Annotated in this window: 14 protein-coding genes; 4 read left to right on the top strand and 10 right to left on the bottom strand. The window is 66.2% G+C overall.

Annotated elements, in window-relative coordinates; all coding sequences use genetic code 11:
• Nucleotides 1-101: 101 nt before the first annotated feature.
• The 6 genes from SH602x_RS01645 to SH602x_RS01620 all read right to left on the bottom strand — a co-directional run bounded on the left by SH602x_RS01645 (nucleotide 102) and on the right by SH602x_RS01620 (nucleotide 5,723).
• Nucleotides 102-578, bottom strand: a complete 477-nt coding sequence (locus SH602x_RS01645) for a hypothetical protein (protein ID WP_479475155.1) — start codon at nucleotides 576-578, stop codon at nucleotides 102-104.
• Nucleotides 575-1,192, bottom strand: a complete 618-nt coding sequence (locus tag SH602x_RS01640) for a hypothetical protein (RefSeq protein WP_479475154.1) — start codon at nucleotides 1,190-1,192, stop codon at nucleotides 575-577. Before SH602x_RS01640 ends, SH602x_RS01645 begins: the two co-directional genes overlap by 4 nt.
• A complete protein-coding gene (locus SH602x_RS01635) occupies nucleotides 1,189-1,416 on the bottom strand; it encodes a hypothetical protein (protein ID WP_479475153.1) in 228 nt (75 codons plus the stop codon). The genes SH602x_RS01640 and SH602x_RS01635 overlap by 4 nt, the downstream gene beginning before the upstream one ends.
• A 170-nt stretch (nucleotides 1,417-1,586) precedes the next feature.
• A complete protein-coding gene (locus tag SH602x_RS01630; protein ID WP_479475152.1) occupies nucleotides 1,587-3,962 on the bottom strand; it encodes an arylsulfatase in 2,376 nt (791 codons plus the stop codon).
• Between the two features lie 65 nt (nucleotides 3,963-4,027).
• The gene (locus tag SH602x_RS01625; protein WP_479475151.1) at nucleotides 4,028-5,122 is read right to left on the bottom strand and encodes a twin-arginine translocation signal domain-containing protein; all 1,095 of its coding nucleotides are present in this window, start codon (nucleotides 5,120-5,122) and stop codon (nucleotides 4,028-4,030) included.
• A 409-nt stretch (nucleotides 5,123-5,531) separates the two neighbouring features.
• Nucleotides 5,532-5,723, bottom strand: a complete 192-nt coding sequence (locus tag SH602x_RS01620) for a PA3496 family putative envelope integrity protein (protein ID WP_479477141.1) — start codon at nucleotides 5,721-5,723, stop codon at nucleotides 5,532-5,534.
• Between SH602x_RS01620 and SH602x_RS01615 the strand changes: the two genes are divergently transcribed.
• The 3 genes from SH602x_RS01615 to SH602x_RS01605 all read left to right on the top strand — a co-directional run bounded on the left by SH602x_RS01615 (nucleotide 5,641) and on the right by SH602x_RS01605 (nucleotide 11,816).
• The gene (locus tag SH602x_RS01615; protein WP_479477140.1) at nucleotides 5,641-8,706 is read left to right on the top strand and encodes a PVC-type heme-binding CxxCH protein; all 3,066 of its coding nucleotides are present in this window, start codon (nucleotides 5,641-5,643) and stop codon (nucleotides 8,704-8,706) included. The genes SH602x_RS01620 and SH602x_RS01615 overlap by 83 nt on opposite strands.
• Nucleotides 8,707-9,054: 348 nt before the next feature.
• Entirely contained in the window at nucleotides 9,055-10,851 is a 1,797-nt protein-coding gene (locus SH602x_RS01610) for a PQQ-binding-like beta-propeller repeat protein (protein ID WP_479475150.1), read from the top strand.
• 821 nt (nucleotides 10,852-11,672) lie between these two features.
• Entirely contained in the window at nucleotides 11,673-11,816 is a 144-nt protein-coding gene (locus tag SH602x_RS01605) for a hypothetical protein (RefSeq protein WP_479475149.1), read from the top strand.
• A gap of 290 nt (nucleotides 11,817-12,106) precedes the next feature.
• Here the strand turns inward: SH602x_RS01605 and SH602x_RS01600 are convergent, their stop codons facing one another.
• The 4 genes from SH602x_RS01600 to SH602x_RS01585 all read right to left on the bottom strand — a co-directional run bounded on the left by SH602x_RS01600 (nucleotide 12,107) and on the right by SH602x_RS01585 (nucleotide 17,276).
• A complete protein-coding gene (locus SH602x_RS01600) occupies nucleotides 12,107-14,299 on the bottom strand; it encodes a prolyl oligopeptidase family serine peptidase (protein ID WP_479475148.1) in 2,193 nt (730 codons plus the stop codon).
• Between the two features lie 274 nt (nucleotides 14,300-14,573).
• Nucleotides 14,574-15,266, bottom strand: a complete 693-nt coding sequence (locus SH602x_RS01595; protein WP_479475147.1) for a DUF2490 domain-containing protein — start codon at nucleotides 15,264-15,266, stop codon at nucleotides 14,574-14,576.
• Between the two features lie 469 nt (nucleotides 15,267-15,735).
• On the bottom strand, nucleotides 15,736-16,758 hold the full coding sequence (locus SH602x_RS01590; RefSeq protein ID WP_479475146.1) for a hypothetical protein: 1,023 nt from the start codon (nucleotides 16,756-16,758) through the stop codon (nucleotides 15,736-15,738).
• Between the two features lie 254 nt (nucleotides 16,759-17,012).
• Nucleotides 17,013-17,276 (bottom strand): hypothetical protein, encoded by a 264-nt coding sequence (locus tag SH602x_RS01585; RefSeq protein ID WP_479475145.1) that lies wholly within the window; start codon nucleotides 17,274-17,276, stop codon nucleotides 17,013-17,015.
• Between the two features lie 140 nt (nucleotides 17,277-17,416).
• On the opposite strand from SH602x_RS01585, the gene SH602x_RS01580 reads away from it, so the two are divergent.
• Nucleotides 17,417-19,960 (top strand): ComEC/Rec2 family competence protein, encoded by a 2,544-nt coding sequence (locus SH602x_RS01580; protein WP_479475144.1) that lies wholly within the window; start codon nucleotides 17,417-17,419, stop codon nucleotides 19,958-19,960.
• Nucleotides 19,961-20,027: the final 67 nt, after the last annotated feature.

The following is a 20,027-nucleotide window of genomic DNA, read 5'->3' as shown; positions in this document are numbered from 1 at the left end:
AGCGAACGAACGCAGGCACGAAGCGCCTGCGGGAGGAGGATTATTCTAACCCCGCAGAGGGGCCGGCGACGCACCTTCGCCGGAAGCGAGCAGGGCCTTGCCTAACCCCGGTAGAAATCGATCCATTCGATTTCGATCGACTTCGGGTTCTGCTCGAACAGCGCTTGCGGCAGGCGGATCTCGAAGCAGCCGCCGACGGGCAGAGGGATCTCGCCGGCAGGCAGACCTTCCGCCGTCAACGGACGGACATCCAGACTCGGAACGTCGGCTGCTTCCACTTCGGAGGCGGACGTCTCGAACCGCACTTCGCCGCTCTTCACGACGAACCGCTCGAGCCCCCTCAGCTTCAGCCGCAACGTCACTTCCGCCGGCCAGCGCTCTCCCTTCCGCGTCACCGTCGCGCGGCTGATGCCGAACGGACTCTCGATCGCGATGGTCGCGTGCCCGCGCTCGACCTTCGTCTCCGCACGATCGTTCTCCCGCTGGAGCGCGATGTCGAACAGCGGCTGTCCGGCTTCCTCTCCCCGCAGGCTGCATGCGAGGGCCAGGGTCGCGATCGCGAGGCAGACGCTTCTCATCGCTTCACGTCCTTCTGAGGACTTTCGTCGAGCGCCCGGTGGTCCAGGAACGGAACGTCGAGAAACTCCGCCAGCTTCCAGCCCATGAAGAGCAGTTCGTCCAGCCCGCCGTTGTCGAGCAGGTTGATACGATCCTTCTTCGAGGCGCCCGGCGCCAGCGCCAGCGCCAGATTGAGCTGGTACGAGGGCCACGTCGAACCCTCGAAATCAGGACGCTGGCTCGGTCCGCAGATTTGAATCGCCAGAACCTCATCGAGCGGCAGTCCGCGCCGGCTGCCCAGGCGAAGGCCGCTGAAGGCGATCGATCTCGCGTCGCGATCGAAGACGAATCTCGCCTGGAGAGGATAGAACAGGGCCAGCCCAACGCACAGCGACCCGAGCGCCCCCAAGACGAGGGCGGAGCCGACAGGGAAAGGCGCTTGAACGCCCGCCGCCCCTAACGCCGCATAAGACACGGCGGCGAGAAGAAAGAGCGAGAGACCCCACCAGGCCAGCACCCGCGGCGAATGCTTCGGCTCGAGCATGATCTGCGCTTCGCTCAGCGGACGCAGTCGATGGAAGTTCCCTTCGGACGCGACCGACGTTCGCAACGGCTCGCGCGAGATCTCGGTCATTCGTCCGCCCGACGAACGAAATCGAGATCCTCGTCCTGCTGCGGCGACGGCAGAAGATAGCCCGGCCCTTCGCGCATGGAGATCGCGATCGTTTCCTCGCGACAGCCCCAGTCGGCTGCCGCTTCGCTGCCGGGAACGATCAGGGTGTCGACGGTCCCTTCGGCGCCGGCGTATCGCACGACGTCGCCGACGCGAATCTCTTCGCCTGTGCGGTACTGCATCATGCCTCAGATCGCTGAACGGACTCGTTGGGCGGGTCGTCGACTCGCCTTCGAATATTCTACGTCGAGACGGAAAGACCTTCGCGAACGTCGACGCGACCTTGACCTGCCTGCTTCGGGCTCGACGGCTCGATCGTTGAGCCCGAAGCAGGAACGTTCTGCGACGCGCGGCGTCATTTCAATTCGACGACCGCTTCGTCGATCTTACCGGCGAAACGGAAGGGCCGCCGATCGTAATATCGACGCGAGACGGGCGACCCGAGATCGATGCCGACATCGAAAGTTTCGCTGGCCGTGAAGGCGCCGGGAACGGTTCGATTCACGGTCGACCTGGCCACGGTCTTTCCGTCGACGAGCAGTTCGACGTCGGCGGCCGCTCCGGGGCGGGCGATCGTTTCGCGAATCTCCAGGCGATGCTTTCCGGCAGGAATCCGTTCTTCGCTTTCGACGGTCGTTCTTTCGATGATCAGCAGGTTGTATTCGTAAACCAGCCGTCCTTCGTCGAGATAGACGGTCACGCCCCCCGACTGCCCGCCGAGCGCATACAGAACGCCGGACGCGTTCTCTTCCACTTCGACGGAGAGCGAGACCGAGTTCGATCGCTTGCCCACGGCAGGCGCGGCGAATTCCGGCAGACGTCGCGTCGTATCGTCGAAACGCCATGAGCGGTAGGGACTGGCGATGACGTCTTCGGGATGAAATCGGGTCCACAGCCCGGCCCCGATGGGGAAGGCTTTGTTCCGTTCGGCTTCTTCGAGAAAGAGCGCCTGCATGCGTTCGAGTCGCTCGGGCTCCTGCGCCGCGAGGTCGTGCGCCTGCGAGAAATCGTTGCGCAGGTCGTACAGTTCCCACACGTCGTCGCCTGCCCTCCATTCGTTCAGGCGTCGAACGGACGCCGGCGTGTTCCAGGGAATCAGGGGTCCGAACGTGCAGGCGAACCAGCCGTCCTCATAGACGCCCCGGCTGGCGTTGTTCTCGAAGTACTGAATCCGCTTCGTGCCTGCGGCCTGCGCGTCGTCGAAGGTGTAGACGAGGCTGACGCCGTCGATCGGATCCTGCTCGAAGCCGTTCACCTGCTGCGGCGCCGGGATGCCGACCGCCTCGTAGATCGTCGGCACGAGATCGTTGACGTGGTGGAACTGCGAACGGGGCGTCGCATCCGGCTCGATCCGCTTCGGCCACGATACGACCATGGGATTGCGAGTCCCCCCGAAGTGGGCGGCGACGAGCTTCGTCGACTTGAAGGGCGTGCTGCCCGCCCAGGCCCAGCCCGCGTGATACATGTTGTCGACGAGCGGCGTTCCGAGCGCCGGCAGTCCGCCGACTTCGTCGAGCGCCGCCAGTTGCTGTTCGATCGTGTTGGGGAGATTGTTCTGGGCGAGCAGTTCGCTGACCGTCCCCTGCTGCCCCTCGGCGCTCGCGCCGTTGTCCCCCCAGATATAGAAGATGATCGTGTTCTCGCGCTCGCCGAGCGCTTCGAGTGCGTCGACCAGTTTGCCGACTTGCGCGTCGGTATGCTCCACATAGCCGGCGTAGACCTCCATCAGTCGACGCTGGAACGGACGCTGGTTCTCCGGCACGCTCTCCCAGGACGCGAGCGTCTCCGGCCGCTCGGTCAGTTCGGCGTTCTCAGGGATCCATCCCTGCTCCTTCTGTCGAGCGAAAACGCGTTCGCGGTAAGCGTCCCATCCGTCGTCGAACTTGCCGCGATACTTGTCGGCCCATTCCTGGTAGACGTGATGCGGTCCGTGCGCGCATCCCGGAGCCCAATAGAGGAAGAACGGCTTGTCGGGCGAGAACGCTTCGTGCCGCTTGAGCCAGGCGACGGCGTTGTCCGCCATATCCTCGCTCAAGTGATAATCCTCGCTCAGGGGAGGCTCGACGGGGGTCAGGTTCTCGTACAGCCGCGGCTCCCACTGCGAGGTCTCGCCCGCAAGAAATCCGTAGAAGTAGTCGAAGCCATGGCCCGTCGGCCACCGATCGAACGGTCCCATCGCGGTCGTCTGGTTGGCTGGCGTGTTGTGCCACTTGCCAAACGCGGCGGACTTGTAGCCGTAGTGATGCAGCACCTCCGCGACGGTCGCTGACGATCGCGGAATGACGCCCGTGTATCCGTCGAAATCCGACGCCCGCTCGGCGATCGTTCCGAAGCCGACGCGGTGGTGATTGCGCCCCGTCAGCAACGACGCCCGGGTCGGCGAGCAAATCGACGTCGTATGGAAGGCGTTGTAGGCGATGCCTTGCCGGGAGAGACGGGTCAGCGTCGGAGTATGAATCTCGCCGCCGAACGCGTCGGCCTGTCCGAACCCGACGTCGTCCATCAGCACGATCAAGATGTTCGGCGCATCGGGATCGAGTCGATTCGGTTCGACGCGCCAGTGCATCTCCGACTCTTCGAGCGTCGGACCTGCGACGCTCGCGGTCGGCGTCGCAGGAAACGGAAGGACCGACCCGTCGCTCGGCGGCGCCGCCGATAGCGGAGCGGAAATCGCCACGAGCGGAGCGGCGATCGCCGCGAAGACCGCCCAGGTCGACAGTCTTCGGATCACGGCAATGCCTCTCACGAGTCGGAAACGGAAGCTGGAACCACGCCGCGCGATGGACGCATCGCCGCTCATGCCACCGGCGAAAACTTCCGCACCCGACCGTACGGCAGCCACTCCAGAATGTAGAGGTTGCCCTGGCTGTCGAGGGTGAGGGCGTGGGGGGCGGCGAAGACTTCCGGGTGCTCGGCGAGCGCGTCCTTCGGGATCCCCTTGCCGTCGCCGAGATGCGCGGCGAACTGGTCGGCGGCGTCGATCACGCTCACGCGGGCGTCGAGCTCGGGCACGAACAGGTGGCCGTTCGACTGGTAGAAGCAGCAGGGCTTCCGCACGCCCGGGATCGTTCGCACGTATTCCAGGTCGAGCGAGTAGACCTCCAGCCGATCGTTCGCCCGGTCGGCGATGAAGATCTCCGGCGTCTCCTTCAGCGTGCTGACCCAGACGCCGTGGCAGGTTTCGAACTTGCCATGTTCCTTACCACGGCCGCCGATCGTCTTCTTGTGGGTGAAGTTCTTGTCGAACTGATGGACGAGCTGGCTGCCGTAGCCGTCGACGATGTAGATGTCGCCGTTGGGGGCGACGGCCACGTCGGTCGGGTTATCGAACTGGAACTTCTGGCTGGTCGGGCCTTCCTTCTCGACCTTGCCCAGTTCGTACAGGATCTTCCCCTGCATGTCGGTCTTGTAGACGCGGTTGCCCGGGGCGTTCTCGGTGAAGTAGAGATACTCCGCGTCGCCTTCCTTGCTCCAGTACAGGCCGTGGGCCGTGCCGGCGACCTGCTCCGTGGTGTAGCCGACACGATCCGCGAAGTCCTTCGACCACGTTTCGAGCAGTTCGCCCTCGGGGCTGAAGATCGCGACGCAGGGATTCTGCGATCGGCTGGTGACGATGATCCGATCGGAGCCGTCGACCACGATCGCGCAGCCGAAGCCGTACGACATCCCCTCGGGCAGCTTGCCCCAGTTCGGATCGAGGGCGTACTTGAACTTCCCTTCGCCGATCGTGACGGAGGAATCCTTCGCCTCGTCGCCCGGCTTCTCGGCGCCCCAACTGGTGGAGGTCGACAGGCCGACGTTCGCGAGGGCGGCTCCTGCCGCGGCGACGCCGGTCGCCTGGAGGAAGTTGCGGCGGGACCAGCGGGCGGGAAACAGATAGCGGTCGGCCATCAGGGAGAACTCCGAAGAAACGGGAGAAGATTCCGACAGGAAAGCGCCTTCTGCGCCCGCCGTCGGCTGACGCGCAGCATAAATGGCGGGAAGGGCCGGCGCCACAAGATGGAGCCGCCGGAGCCGGTAGTCGTCGGACGATCGTTCGACGTCAGTCTTCGACTTCTGTGTGCCATGCCCACATCGTCGAAGGCAGGGTGGGCATGCAAAGGGCAGCCCGAACCTAACATGCTCACGCTGCTGCGCGACGTGAGCATGGCACACATGAGTGACGTCGGACGATAGACGAGCCGGTAGGTCAGACATTGCCTGACGGCTACTTCGCGGCGTTTCGACTCGGGACGAGCATTCCCACGACCGGGATCCTTCATGCCGGGCGGCTTCTCCGCGTCGTCAGGCGATGCCTGACCTACGAAATGGTCGTCAATTTGCCCTCGTGACGCGTCGCGGATAGCATGAGGCGCTCGGCTCGTCCGCCTCCTCGCACGTCTCCCGCCATGCCTTCCCGCCGGTCGTCGATCCGCCTCCGTGCGGCGCACGTTCGCTTCGCCGCGCTCGGCGTCTGCCTGTTCGCGGGCGTCGCGCTGGTTCTGTTCGCCAGCGCCGGGGTCGGCGGTGAGCGGGGTCAGGTCGCCCCCCAGCCGGTCGAGGTCGGGGGGGAGGAGGCGCTTCCCGCGACGACCCTCGCGAAACCGTGGGAAGACGAGGAGGACCTGACGCAGGCCTTCCGCGTGCCGGAAGGCTTCGTCGTCGAGCGTTTCGCCGGCGACGAACTGGCTCACGATCTGTTCGCGATGACGGTCGACCCGCAGGGGAACGTCGTCGTCGCAGGGCCGGGCTACATCCGGACGCTGTACGACGATGACGGCGACGGCTTCGCCGACCGGGGCCTCGATTACGCGAAGACGAAGGGGGGCGCGCATGGCCTGGCCTTCGACGGACCGAATCTTTACGCGACCGCCGACGACGCGCTCCTCTACTTCGAGGATGCCGACGCCGACGGAGTGGCGGACGGAAAGCCGCAGCGGATCCTGGAACTGAAGAGTCCGGAGCATGGCGCGAACGGCCTGGTCTGGGGGCCGGACGGCTGGCTCTATGGCGTGACCGGCAACGACGCGGGCGACACGTCGAAGATCAACACCGTCGAGAACCCGCTGGTCCCCGAACCGAACTGCGGCGTCGTCTGGCGGCTCGACACGAAGTCGGGCAAGAGCGAAGTCGTCGCGCACGGCTTCCGCAACCCGTACGACATGGACTTCCTCCCGTCGGGCGAGATGGTCACGGTCGACTCCGACGGCGAACGGGATCAGTACCTGCCATGGTACGCGCCGACGCGTCTGTTCGACGTGCAACTCGGCGGCCATCACGGCTGGATCCAGTCGGGCTGGCAGAAAAGCTGGAACCGCCCGGCCTACTACTTCGACACCGTTGACCGGGTCGCCGAGATCGGTCGCGGCTCGCCGACCGGGGTCCTCGCGTATCGGGGGGAGAAGTTCCCGCGGCCGTATCGGGGACAGGTATTCGCCGCGTGCTGGACGCTCGGGCGGATCTACTCTTTCCGCATGTTCCGATCGGGCTCGTCGTTCAGGGTTTTGCCCGCGGTTTTTCTGGAGACTCGCGGCACCGTCGGATTCGCGCCGGTGGACTTGGCCGAAGGAAAGGATGGTTCTCTGTTTATCGCAGTCGGAGGAAGAGGAACGCAAGGAAGCGTGTTTCGCGTTAAGTACGCAGGCGATGGCGACGACGCAAACGACGAGGATCGCCAGCGTTTGGAAAAACGAACTAACGACCTCGCGGCGAAGGTCTCGCTCTCCGTCGTGGTGCGACGCGCACTGGAGCGAAAGCTCGCTTCCGGGGAGGAGCTTGGATCCGACGACGCATTCGTCGTGGGGCGTCTGGGCGACCCGCGAATCGAACATATCGCTCACTTGATCGCGAGCAAGCGTCGCGACGCCGACAGCGCTGACGAATCTGCCAGTTCTGAAAGCGACGACCCGGCCTCGGAGAACGGACTCCAGTTCGGGAGCCGGGCCAGTTGGCAACTCCTGACTGCGAGTAGGTCGTCGGGAGAGGGCGCCCAACGCTATCTGCGCGAGGTCCAAATCGACCTCGGCGACTGGTCGGTGGAGCCGAAAGGGCACGCCGTCTACGCTGGCTACGAATTGAACGATGCTGCGCCGGACGACTTCGCCGGCGCTTTGGCGATCGCTCCGCTTCGCGACGGCGCTTCCCCCGGAGCGCTCGCCGAATGGCTGCGTCTCGCCGGGGCGGTGAACCTGACCTACGAGCAGGCCTCCCCCGTCATCGATCTCTGGTTCGCGCGAAAGGACCTCAGTCCGCAGGACGAGATTCACGCGCTGATCTGCATTTCGCGGATGCCGGGCGAGCGGAAGGACGAGGCGACGGACCGCGTCGCCGCCGTTCTCGCCGGGCTGCCGCATCGGATGCGGGAGCTGGGGCAGCAGCCGAGTCGGAACTTTCCCGACCGGATGCGGGAGGTCGTGACCGAACTGCTGAAGCGGGACGAGGCGCTGGCCGGGAAACTGGTCGCCAGCGACCGGTTCGGCGCGCCGATGCATGCCGACTGGGTCGGGCTGCTGCCTGAATCTCTGCGGGCGAAGGCTGCCGAGCGAATCGCTTCGTCGACCGATCCCGAGGAGTGGACCAGCGAGACGGTCGAGCTGTTCGCCCATCTCGACGAAGACCGCCGGCGGGAACTGACGGACGAAGCCTGGAACTATCCGGCGCTCCGCGAAGCGACGCTGCGGCGACTGGCCGCCGACGCTCGCGACGAGGATCTCGCGCGGCTGCTGATCGGGCTCGATTCGCCGAACGCTTCCACCGTCAAACTCGCGGCCGACACGCTCAGGTCGCTCGGCGTCGCGGGAAATCCGCTGGAACAGACCGCGGTCGTCAGGGCCCTTCGTCAGCAACTGCGCGACGAGCAGGCAGTCGAAGCCCGGCAGGCGCTCGCGACGCTCCTGGCCAAGTGGTCGGAGGGTCTGCCGACGATCGAGGAAGGCGCAGAGAGCGACAGGAAAAAGAGGTCCGTCGCCAAGCGTTACGCCCCGCTCATCGCGGCCTGGGAAGCGGCCCATCCCGATCTGATCGCCGCGGCCATGTCGGCCGCCGACGACGTGCCTGCCTGGCTGGAACGGCTGCCGGAGATCGAGGGGCTGACCGGCGACGCGGAGAAGGGCAAGGTCGTGTTCGAAGCCCGGCAGTGTGCCCGGTGTCACCTGAGCGCGAGCAAGGTCGGCCCCGATCTGAAGGGCGCGGCGCAGCGCTTCGACCCGAAGGATCTGCTGCTCGCGATCGTCGACCCCAGCCGGGAGGTCTCGCCGACCTATCAGACGACCCGGCTGCTCACCCGCTCGGGCAAGTCGTACGTGGGGATGGTCGTGTACGAGTCGCCCGAGGGAACGCTCCTGCAGACTGATGCCGAGACCACCATCCGCATCGCCGGCGAAGAGCTGGCCGCGTTCGACAAGGTCCGCCAGTCGCTGATGCCGACCGGGCTTTTGCGCGACGTCAGTTCGCAGGAAGTCGCGGATCTGCTGGCGTATTTGAGGACGCTGAAGTAGGGGAGGGCGGCTCCCTTCCCTGTAGGTCAGGCATCGCCTGACGGCTACTTCGATCTGGCCTTCGCCCGGCAGAGGAGCGTGCTTCCTGCAGGGCTGGCGCCCTCGCCTGCCAGGAACCCGAGAGTCGCTTTTACTAGAAGGTGGACCAAGGGCCGTCCTGCGAAAGGCTCCGTCGCCGATCGTTGCACGAATCATGGCAGGCGAGGGCGCCAGCCCTACGAAGGAAGGCGCCGCACCGAAGTAGCCGTCAGGCAATGCCTGACCTACGAAAGAGGGTCGTCCGCCTAGAATGTCATACAGCCGATGCGGGGCATCGTGCGACGAACGTTCGGACGAAGGCAGAGGACGATGGCGACGAGCGAGGAAGCGGAGTCCCGGCGGGGCGATTACGTCGAGATGCCGGACGGGACGGTGAAGCGGCGGCCGCGCCGGGCGTACGCGGCGCTGCTGGGGCTGCTCTTCTTCGGTACGGCGTCGGCGGTTTTGCTGCTCTACGCGGAGCCGATCCGCGATCTGGCGGGACTGCCCGACAAGGCCGTCGCGCACATCGTAGGATTCATTCTGGGCATCGTGGCGCTGCTGTTCTTCGTCAACGTGGTCCTGATCTTCCTGCGGGTCGGCTGGATCGGACGCGTGGCCGGCACGCTGCTCGTGATTGCGCTGATCGGGGTCGGCGCCGCGACGGTGTTCAGGTCGGGCAGGTGGGACGCCGTGGGCGTGCAGTTCGACGGCTTCATGCGGCCCTCCCTGCGGTGGTCGAAGAGCCTCGAGGATCTGCCCGGCGCCCTCGTCGGCGAACCCATCCGGCCCGTCGGCGGGGACGTCGCCCCGGGCGAAGAGGTCCGCACGGTCGACAGCGGCAAGGGAGAGGCGGCCAGCGATGCGGCTCTTGCGGGAGAGCCCGAGTGGCCCGGGTTCCTGGGCCCGAACCGCGACGGCGTGACGAACGATCCGGGACTCGCGACCGATTGGGAGAGCTCGCCGCCCAAGTTGCTCTGGAAGCGGGACGTCGGCGAGGGGTGGTCGAGCTTCTCCGTCTGGGGGAACCGTTTCTTCACCCAGGAGCAGCGCGGGCCGAAGGAGTACGTCGCCTGCTACGACCTCGCCACGGGCGAGCCGGTCTGGGCCGTTTTCCGCGAGACGCGACACGCCGAGGCGCTGGGCGGCGTCGGTCCGCGGGCGACGCCGACGCTGGCGGACGGGAAGGTCTATGCCGCCGGGGCGACCGGGTTTCTGCTCTGCCTCGACGCCGCGACCGGCGCCGAGATCTGGTCCGTGAACGTGCGGGAGATCGTCGGCATCAGCGACGCCGAAGACGTCGCCGCCGTCTCCTGGGGCCGGGCCGCTTCGCCCCTGGTCGCGGGCGGCAAGGTCTATATCCCCGGCGGCGGACGCGAGGGAGAGCGAGCGCTGCTCCTCTGTCTGGACGCCGCGACGGGCGACGTCGTCTGGAAGGGGGGCGACGATCAGATCTCGTACGTCTCCCCCAGCTTCGCCGTCATCGACGACGTGCGTCAGGTTCTGGCTGTCGGCGAGAACGCCGTCTTCGGCTTCGACGCCGACAGCGGCAAGCTCCTCTGGAAGCAGCCCTGGAAGGGCAGCAGCTCGGGCGACGCGACCTGTTCGCAGCCGCACGTTCTTTCGTCGCAGCGGGTGATGATCTCCAAGGGCTACGGCTACGGGGCTCTCTGCTTCCGCGTCGCGAAGGTCGAGGGGACGGAGGACTGGATCGCCGACCCGATCTGGGCGAACAAGCGGTCGCTCGGGACCAAGTTCACGAACTTCGTCGTCCTCGGCGATCACGCCTACGGACTCTCCGACGGCGTGCTGCAATGCGTCGCCGTCGAGACCGGCAAGGAGGCCTGGCGGGACGGACGGTATGGCCATGGCCAGGTACTGCTCGTCGGGGACCTGCCCGAAATTGCTGGGGCGCAGACCAGAGGTCTGCTTCTTGTTCAGGGCGAGCAGGGCGAGGTCGCCATGGTCCAGGCGACGCCGGACGAATTCCTCGAACTCGGACGCTTCCAGGCTCTCGAAGGGAAAACCTGGAACAACCCGGTCCTGATCGGCGATCGGCTGCTGGTCCGCAACAGCGCCGAGATGGCGGCGTATGGCCTGCCGTCGTTGCCGCAGGTCGATCGATAGCCGATCGAGCTTCGACCGTCGCTTCCTGGCGAGCGGAGGGCGTAAGCCCTCCGTGTCTCCCTCGGTCGACGGCGCCGCGACCGGACGCTCGCGCTCGACGCTCTTCTTCGTCCGCGCCTGCCGGAGATCGCGCTGTCGGTCGCGCTCTCGATCGAGGGCCCGTTCGGCCTGGAGCGCCCGTTCTTTCGCCTCTTCCGCGGCGAACCACTCCAGCGCTTCGGGCGAACGGACGTGAACCCGGTGTACGACGGCGACCATGTTGCATCGTGCGGGCGCTTACCCGCTTCCGGCAACACTTTTCTTTCGCCGCCGGCAACGCCCGGGCCGAGCGCTGGTCGGACAGATCGAGGCGTCGCCGACGACGCCTTTCAAAGCAGCCGTCAGGCGAGCGATGTCAGGGGCGAGCGAACCACGATTGCATGGGCTAGCGGGGGACGGCAGTCCCCCGAGTTCGTCGACCTAGCGAAGCGACGGTCGAGCGCCGTTTCGCGCGCCTCGATGCTATCGCTCGGGCGATGTCGATCACGACGCCTTACCAAAGTTCGCGGACTGCGCCCGCTCACCGGACTCGGGGGACTGCCGTCCCCCGCTAGCCCATTCGAGGGTGTCGCGGTCGGTCCAGCATCCCTGTCGAATGATCGACCGTTACGCGATCGCCGTTCGGCGCGGGCTTTGCAATCTCTTCACGCAGGGCCGGAAAGGCGAAAGCTCTCTGGCCGAATTGCGAAGAGATGATTAAGTTCGCATGAAGAGCGCGTGAAATCTTTGCGTGTCGTCGGCGGTGACCGGCGGCACGTGCAGGCCCGAGCGGAGTCCTCGAGATGCAACTCGACCCCTGGGATTTGCTGCAGTTCGCCCTGCTCGCGTACGTCGCGGCGCTGTTCGCGTACCAGCAGTTGGTCGCCCGCCGGAAAACGGCGGATCCGACGCGTTCCGCCGACGATCCCATGCGGAAGGCGGCGTGAATTCGTCGTAGTCGATCCGGCCTCATTCGTCAGGCTTCGGCGCTTACGTGTGCCATGCCCACATCGCCGCAGGCAGGGTGGGCATGTAAAGCGCCGGCCGAACCCAACATGCCCACGCTGCTGCGCGACGTGGGCATGGCACACATGAGGGACGTCGGACGATAGACGAGCCGCTATGGGACCACCGGAGGCGACCTGCGGCACGAAGGGGCGCCGCAGGGGCGAAAGAAGGTGGGTCAATGACCCACCCTACGAAGAGAACTCGCCTGGTCCGTCGATAGATGTCCGGTCTACTTCGGACCCTGCCAGCCGGTGCGGCTGCCGAGGAAGCTCAGGACGTCGGCGGCTTCTTCGATCGTCTTGCTGATCGGCTTGCCGGCGCCATGGCCCGCGCTCGTTTCGATGCGGATCAGAACGGGCGGTCCGCCCGGCGCCTGACTGCGCTGCAGTTCTGCCGCGAACTTGAAGCTGTGGGCCGGCACGACCCGGTCGTCATGATCGCCCGTGGTGACCAGCGTCGCCGGATAGCGGACGCCTTCACGCAGGTTGTGGTAGGGCGAGTAGGCCTTGAGCCAGGCGAACTGCTCCGGATCGTCGGACGATCCGTACTCGTTGACCCAGCCCCAGCCGATCGTGAACTTGTGGAAGCGGAGCATGTCCATCACGCCGACGGCCGGCGCCGCCGCGGCGAACAGCTCGGGTCGCTGCGTCATCGCCGCGCCGACCAGCAGGCCGCCGTTGCTTCCCCCGCGGATGGCGAGCGTTTCCGCTGAGGCGAACTTCGACTCGACCAGCTTTTCCGCCGCGGCGATGAAGTCGTCGAAGACGTTCTGCTTGCTGCCGAGCATGCCCCCTTCGTGCCAGGTGCGACCGTACTCGCCGCCGCCGCGAAGGTTGGCGACCGCGTAGACTCCGCCTCCTTCCAGCCAGACGAGGTTGCTGACCGAGAACGACGGCGTCAGCGAGATATCGAACCCGCCGTATCCGTACAGGATCGTCGGTCGCTGGCCGTCGAGCGGCACGTCCTTACGGCGCGTGACGAAGATCGGCACCCGCGTGCCGTCCTTGCTGGTCGCGAAGATCTGCTCGGTCACGAAGTCCGCGGGATCGAAGTCGACGTCCGGCGCGCGGAAGACCTCGCTCTCGTCCTGCTCCAGATCGAAGCGGAAGATCGTCGTGGGGAAGGTGAAGCTGGTGAAGTAATAGAACGTCTGCTTGTCGTCGCTCCTGCCCGAGAAGCCGCCCGCGGTTCCGATGCCGGGCAGTTCGAGCTGACGCGGCTCCTTCCCCTGCCGGTCGTACAGCGTGACCTCCGTCTTGGCGTCGGCCAGTCGGGAGACGATCAGGCGTCCGCCGACGAAATCGACCGATTCGATCGGGCGCTCGCTTTCCTCGATCAGCGTCCGCCAGTTCTCCGGCGCCGGCTTGTCGAGATCGATTTCGACCACCTTCTTCGCCGCGGCGTCGCGATCGGTGACGACGACGAACTTGCCCTCCTGGGCATGCACGACGCCGTAGAGCGCGTCGAACCCGGTCAACAGTTCCACGAACGGCGCGTCGGGCTGATCGAGCCGGCGGTAGAGGAGCTGGTTCTTGCGGAGCGTTCCCTTCCAGATGCTGACGATCAGGTACTCGCCGTTCTCGCTGACTTCGCCGTCGAAGCCCCATTCCTTCTCGTCGGGCCGTTCGTAGACGAGGACGTCGGCGGACTGCGGCGTCCCGACCTTGTGGAAGAAGAGCTTCTGGAAGTAGTTCACGCCGGTGAACTCTTCGCCCGGCTTCGGCGCGTCGTAGCGGCTGTAGAAGAAGCCCGAACCGTCGGGCAGCCAGGAGACGCCGGAGAACTTGATCCACTCCAGAACCTCGGGCAGATCCTCGCCCGTCGCGACGTCGCGAATCCGCCATGTGTTCCAGTCGGAACCCGCGCTGGCCAGACCGTACGCGAGCAGTTTACCGTCCTCGCTGGGATGCCAGCCGGAGAGGCTGACCGTGCCGTCCTTCGAGAGGGTGTTGGGATCGAGCAGCGTCCTGGCTTCGCCGTCGGCGGAGTCGGCGATCTGCAGAATCGACTGATTCATCAGGCCGTCGTTCCAGGTGAAGAAGTACTTTCCGCCCCGCTCGACGGGCAGGCCGTAGCGTTCGTAATCCCACAGCTTCGTCAGGCGTTCCTTGACCTTCGCGCGGAAGGGGATCTTCGACAGGATCGAATCGGTCAGCGAGTTCTCGGCCTCGATCCACTGGCGGGTTTCGGGATCGTCGGGGTTCTCCAGCCACTCGTACGGATCGGGCACCGAGACGCCGTGGTAGACGTCGACATGGTCCGAACGACGGGGCTGCGGGTAGCTCATATCCGGGGCTTGCGAAGCGGAAGGCTCGACGGCGGAAACGGGGCAGGGCAGGGCAGCGACCGCCGCGGCGACCGCGATCGCGCACGCGAACAGGACGGCGATCGACCGTCGCGACGCGACGACGAAACGAAGCATGACTCCTCCGAGGTTTCGAACGGCAGGGAAGCGGCGCGAAGGAGAGGGCGTCGCGGACTACGAAGCCTCCACGATACGCCATTCGACCGTGACGGTGGGGGGACCTGAAGCAGGTCGTCGAGACCCTGACGAGGCTCCGTCAGGAAGCGCGTCCCGACCCCGGCGACTGCCGTCGCGCCGCGATCTTCAGGCGAGCAGAGGATTCCCCGCTCGCCGTTACTCCCAGGCGCTGCCGGTCGCGGGCAGGCCTTCGACCGCATCGTCAGCCGTCGGATCAGAAGAAGAAGCTGACCGACAGGATGTGGTTCACGCGGTCGTCGCCGGTCGGAAGGCTGATCGTCTGGTTCAGGTAGCCGATCTCGGTCCGCAGGCAGCTATCGGGATGCGACTTCCAGCCGAATCCGACGAAGGCGCGGTTCTGGTCGAAGCCCGAATCGGCGCCCCAGTCCGTGTCGCCGAGATGGAAGAAGGCCTCGTCCCAGGCGACGAACGTCAGCCGAGGAAGATTCGGAAGGTCGTGCTGCACGCGGACGAGTTGGCGAAAGCGCCAGCCGACGTCGTCGCCCGTTTCGAGAAAGCGCTGCTCCACCCGGGGACGCAGCGAGAGCGTCCAGTCGTCGTGCTTATGCGACCACGTCAACTGCTGCCAGATGCGATGTTCTTCGAACGGGTCGCCGGTTACGGGCTCGGTGTGGATCCATCCGTATCCTGCCCACGCCACCAGGTTATCGCTCAAGGCCCAACCGAGGCCCGGACGAACGAGGCTCTGATTGAAGCCGTCCGCGTCCTCGAGGAGCCGGACCTGTCCGTCGAACCAGTACCGGATCGGACTGGAGTCGGCGCCGACTTCGCCTTGCGTGAAGAACGCCGTCCACTGTCCGAAATCGTCGACGGTGTCGCCCCGGACGGCTCCGGGAACGGCGAATAGGAGGGTAACCGCGAATAGCGAGACTACGAACCTGCCCATGAGATTACGCCCCTGCGTAAATTGCCCGATCTGCCCATTCGGTAGGGCATCTATCGGGTCCGCAGCGGGGCGGCGCTTAGCTATTTCGCCGCATAGACGATTGGAGTGGCCCGGATTGCTTTTCAATCCGGGCGGCGTCAGCCGCAAGAGCATCGACGGTTCGTTCGCCACGTCGTTCGATGAAGTCGGCGCTTTCCGGCTGCCGCTGCTCTTGTCGACTTCGTCGACGGGTGCATCTCGCAGCTTGCGGTCGGCGACCCTTGCTGGGTGGCGCCGGTTGCGTCAACCGGCGCGGGCGCAGCCCGTCGGAGGCCTCCGAGCGAATTCGGCGCGAGGTCGCAGTTCCCCATCGAGAAAACGCTTTGACGGAACCCGGCTGCGAGGCGTCCGACGGGCTTCTGAGGCCTCCGATCCGCTGCGCGGACGCTGGTTGAGACAACCAGCGCCACCCCCATTCGCGAGAGACGCTTCAGCTTCCGAACGAGGCGTCGCGTTCGGTCTGCAGGCAGGCACGGAGGGCGCGGATTTCTTCGCGGAGCGAATGGAGCGTGGCGGCGACCTCTGCGGAGTTCGGAGAGCTCGCGAGCTGATGGACCTCCTCGGTCAGAGCGCCCGCTTTCGCCCGCCAGTCGTGCATGGTCTTGCGCAGGATGGCTTCCCGCCGCGCCGAGTCCTGTTGCAGGATCCGCTGGTTCTCCTGCTCGTCGAGGCGCAGCGGCTCGCCGGCGAGTTCCTCGAACAGGCGCTGGGCCGGATGGTCGATCGCGGCGGCCCGTTGATGGCGTTCGCCCGGATCGACGACCTGACGGACGATCTCGTCGGACCAGTTCAGGCCGCAGAGCGTCGCCGCCGATTTCAGATCGTCGAAGTACTGCTCCCCCTGGAACCGTACGAGGGCTGATTCGCCCTGCCATTCATCGCGGATGCGGATCATCTGCCGCAGGTGGCCTTCGGTCGCGTCGAGCGCCGCGTCGTAAGGAATCTCGCCGCCTGAGCGGGAGTAGATGCTCATCGCGATTGCATGCGGGGCGCGCACGAGAAACAGCAGCACGATCCGTACGCCGGTCAGCTCCTCCAGCAGCTTTCGCCACAAGGGCCAGATCAGCGGGACGCGCGGATCCTTGAACGCGACGACGTCGCCCGACTCCGTCATCCGGGCGAGCAGGCTGCTCCCCTTCCGCAGCCATTCGTCGTTCAGATCGGGCGAGTTCCAGGCGCCCTGCGTCTGGCGAAAGCGGGCCATCAGTTCGGGCGACAGGAACAACTCCTCGTCGCGATAACCATGCACGGCGAACAGGACCTCGCGATCGAGCAGCAGCAGCGGCATCGATTCGAAGTGGCCGTACTTGTTGCCGGTCGAAGCGCCGTTCAGCGGATACGGTCCCAGCGACGCGCCGAGCGTCTGGAGCACGTTCATCGTCACGCTCGAACCGCTGCGATGCATCGTCACCGCGAACGCCAGCGTGGGACGCGAAACCGGGGTGTTCGACATAGCGGCTTGAGCGACGGAGATCACGAGAGAAGGTCCGTCTGTCGGTTCGGACAGAGACGGCGTCGGCGACTTCGCGGCGAGAGATCCTTGAACCCGCGGAAGTCTCGGACGATTCGCTGATCGAGCAAGATAAGGGCGGGCGATCTACTTCGCCAGCTTTTACCAGTCTAGCTCGCGATCTGGCCGATGGGGGGCGTGCGAACGCCCCATCCGTACACTTCGCTGGGACCTGTAAAATCGATCCCTGTCGATGCTTACGCCCGCTCGTCGTGGGGGGCGGGGCCTTCCTCCGGCTCGCCCATCAGCAGGCTGGTCGGCATGACGATTTCGTCGCCGTAGCGTTCCTGGCCTTCGCGGTCCCAGACGAATCCCCGTTCGTTGACGATGAAGACGTTCGCCAGTCGCAGGGGCTCGTCCGACGCTCCGGCCGACAGCGCCTTCAGGATGGCGGCGACTGGCGTTTCGGCCAGCACGACGACCTTCAGATGACGACCGCTCTCGACGTAATACTTGGTCATGACGACGTTTCCTTTCCGACTGGCGTTTCTCGACCCCTGTCGAGCTTTTGATACTCTGGATATCGCGGGTTGCCGGACAACAGAGGTCAATCCGAACGAAACGCGGCCAGAGTCCGGATAGGCAATTTCAGGGGTCTGTAATGCAGGAGTTGCAGACGCCCGAGGCGGAGGGCTCAGCCGGAAGAGCCCCGGCGGCGATTCCCGCCCTGTCGTTCGCTGCCGGCGTCCTGCTGGACGGGCTGGGATTCGCTTTCTCGTCGACCGCCTGGGCGACTGCGGCGCTGGCCGCCGTCGCGATCGCCCTCGTCAGTCGACGGGTGAACCCTAGGTTACGCTTCGAGTCCGGCGGGTCGCTCTTTCCGGCAGGCGCGACTTTGCCGATCGCAGCGACGGCGGCCGCGATGCTCTGCCTGGGCGGTTTCTGGCATCACTGGCGCTGGCACGAGACGAGCGCGGACGATCTGTCGCTGCTGGCCGCCGAGCAGCCGGCGCCGGTCGTCGCACGTTTCCGCCTGCTCGATTCGCCGCGAGAACTCCCTCCCGGCGCATTCGCCCGACCGGGAGAACCCCCTTTCTGGAAAGCCTTCGTCGAGGCGCGCGAGATCCGCGACGGCTCCGACTGGCGAACGGTCAGCGGGACCGGCACGCTGATCTTTCCGTTCGACGGTCCGATCGGCTCGGTGGGAGACGCGATCGAAGCGCGCGGTCTGTTGAGCGCGATCGCCGGCCCCAGAAATCCGGGCGAGGCCGACTGGCGAGCGATGGCCCGCGGCGACGGCGAGACCTTCGCCTTCCGCGTCCGCTATCCGGAGTCCGCGACGCTGATCGCGAGGCGCCTGGCGCTCGATCCCCGGGGCTGGCTCGAAGCCGCACGCGACGGCACCGAGCGGATCTTCTTCGAGACGATGTCTCCCTCCTCCGCTGCCGCGGCGACGGCCCTGATCGTCGGGCGTCGCGACCGGATGGACCGGGAGGACCGCGACGACTTCTTCCTGACCGGCGCCGTCCATCTGCTCGCGATCTCGGGCATGCACGTCAGCATCCTGATCGTGGGATTGCGCTTTCTGGCACAGATCGCCGGCCTGTCGCGCGGTCGCACGGCGGCGCTGATCTTCGGAGCGACGGCGGCCTTCGCGATCTTCGCCGCGGTGCAGGCGCCGATCCTCCGCGCGGCGACGCTGATCCTGTTTGCAGGCTTCGCCGATCTACGCGGTCGAAGGATGACGGCGTTGCAGGGGCTATCCATCGCCGCGCTCGTGGTGCTGGTCTGGCGTCCCTGGGACCTGTTCGACGTGGGGGCGCAGCTCTCTTTTCTGGCGGTCGGGGCGCTGGCGTGGCACGGCGACCGCTGGCGGGCGTCGGAGTTCGTAAGGCGCGAACGCGAGCGGCGGGAACTGGAACCGCCGGGACCGTGGCGGCTGGCCTGGCGCTTCTCCCTGCGGTGGAGTCTCCGCATCTGGACGGCAGGGCTCTGCGTCTGGCTGGCGACGCTGCCGCTGGTGGCGTGCCGGTTCCACTTCGTCTCGCTTTCGGCGGTTCCGCTCAATCCGTTCTATGCCCTGCTCTGCGCAATCGCCCTCTACTCCGCCGCGCTGACGATTCCGCTCTGGCTGATCGCGGGGCCGCTGTCTTTGCCCGTGGCGTGGATCGCCGACCGGTCGCTCGCGGCGCTGGCGTGGACGCTCGACGTGACCAGCCGGTTGCCCTATTCGTTCACGTGGACCGCGGGTCCGTCGGCGTCGACGACCGTGCTCGCTTACGCCGCGGGCGCTGCCGTTCTGCTGGGCCTGCCGAAGCAGCGGCACGTCGCGGCGTTCGCTCTGCTGGTGGGTCTGTTCGCGGCAGCCACGGCGACCGACGTTTCCGCAAGGCGGGATGTCGCGGACGTTCGGATCACGACGCTGGCCGTGGGACACGCCTCCGCCGTGCTGATCGAAACGCGCGAGGGGGCGCTTCTGTGCGATGCCGGTTTCGCCGGCTCGCCTCGCGTCGGCGCCCGGACCATCGCCGGAGCGCTTTGGAGCGGCGGACGAACGCACCTCGACGCGGTCGTGATCTCCCATCAGGACGCCGACCACTTCAACTCGCTGGCCGAGCTGACGCGACTGGTTTCGATCGGCATCGTCTACGTGCCCGCGGGCTTCTTCGACGGTAGCGACGGGCTGGCGAGCGAACTCGAACGCGTCCTCGCCCGCGAAGGCATCCCGTGGGAGACGATTCAAGCGGGCGACCTGATCGTCGAGGGAGCAGGAGCCTCTTCGATCGATGCCTCCGCCCGTCCGACGATTCGCGTTCTGCATCCGCCGGCGGGCTTCGTCGGCGATTCGGACAACGCCGAAAGCGTGACGCTGCTGGTCGAGAGCGCGGGGCAGACGGTCCTGTTGCCCGGCGATCTGGAAGAGAACGGCATGGAGCGCCTGCTCGCGCTTGACCTGCCGCCGATCGACGTGACGCTCGCCCCGCATCACGGAAGCCTCAACAGCTTGCCCGAGCGGTTCGCCGAGTTCGCGCAGGCGCAGATCGTGGTCGTCTCCGGCGACGATCTGGAACGGTGGGACGAGTTCGCCGCCGCCTGGAGCTCGACCGACGCGCGGCTCTACCTGACCGAGCGCGACGGCGCCGTGCGGATCGATCTCACCAGTCGCGGTCCGCGGGTCAGGACGTTCCGCGCGAATCCGTGGTGAGCGAACGCAGCGTCAACTCGATCGGGCTGATCTACAAGAATCTCGAACTTCGTTGCGCTCGATCGAC

Source organism: Lignipirellula cremea, assembly GCF_056501455.1.
Note: the sequence above shows the minus strand (reverse complement) of the source record. Positions and strands in the feature narration are given on the sequence as shown.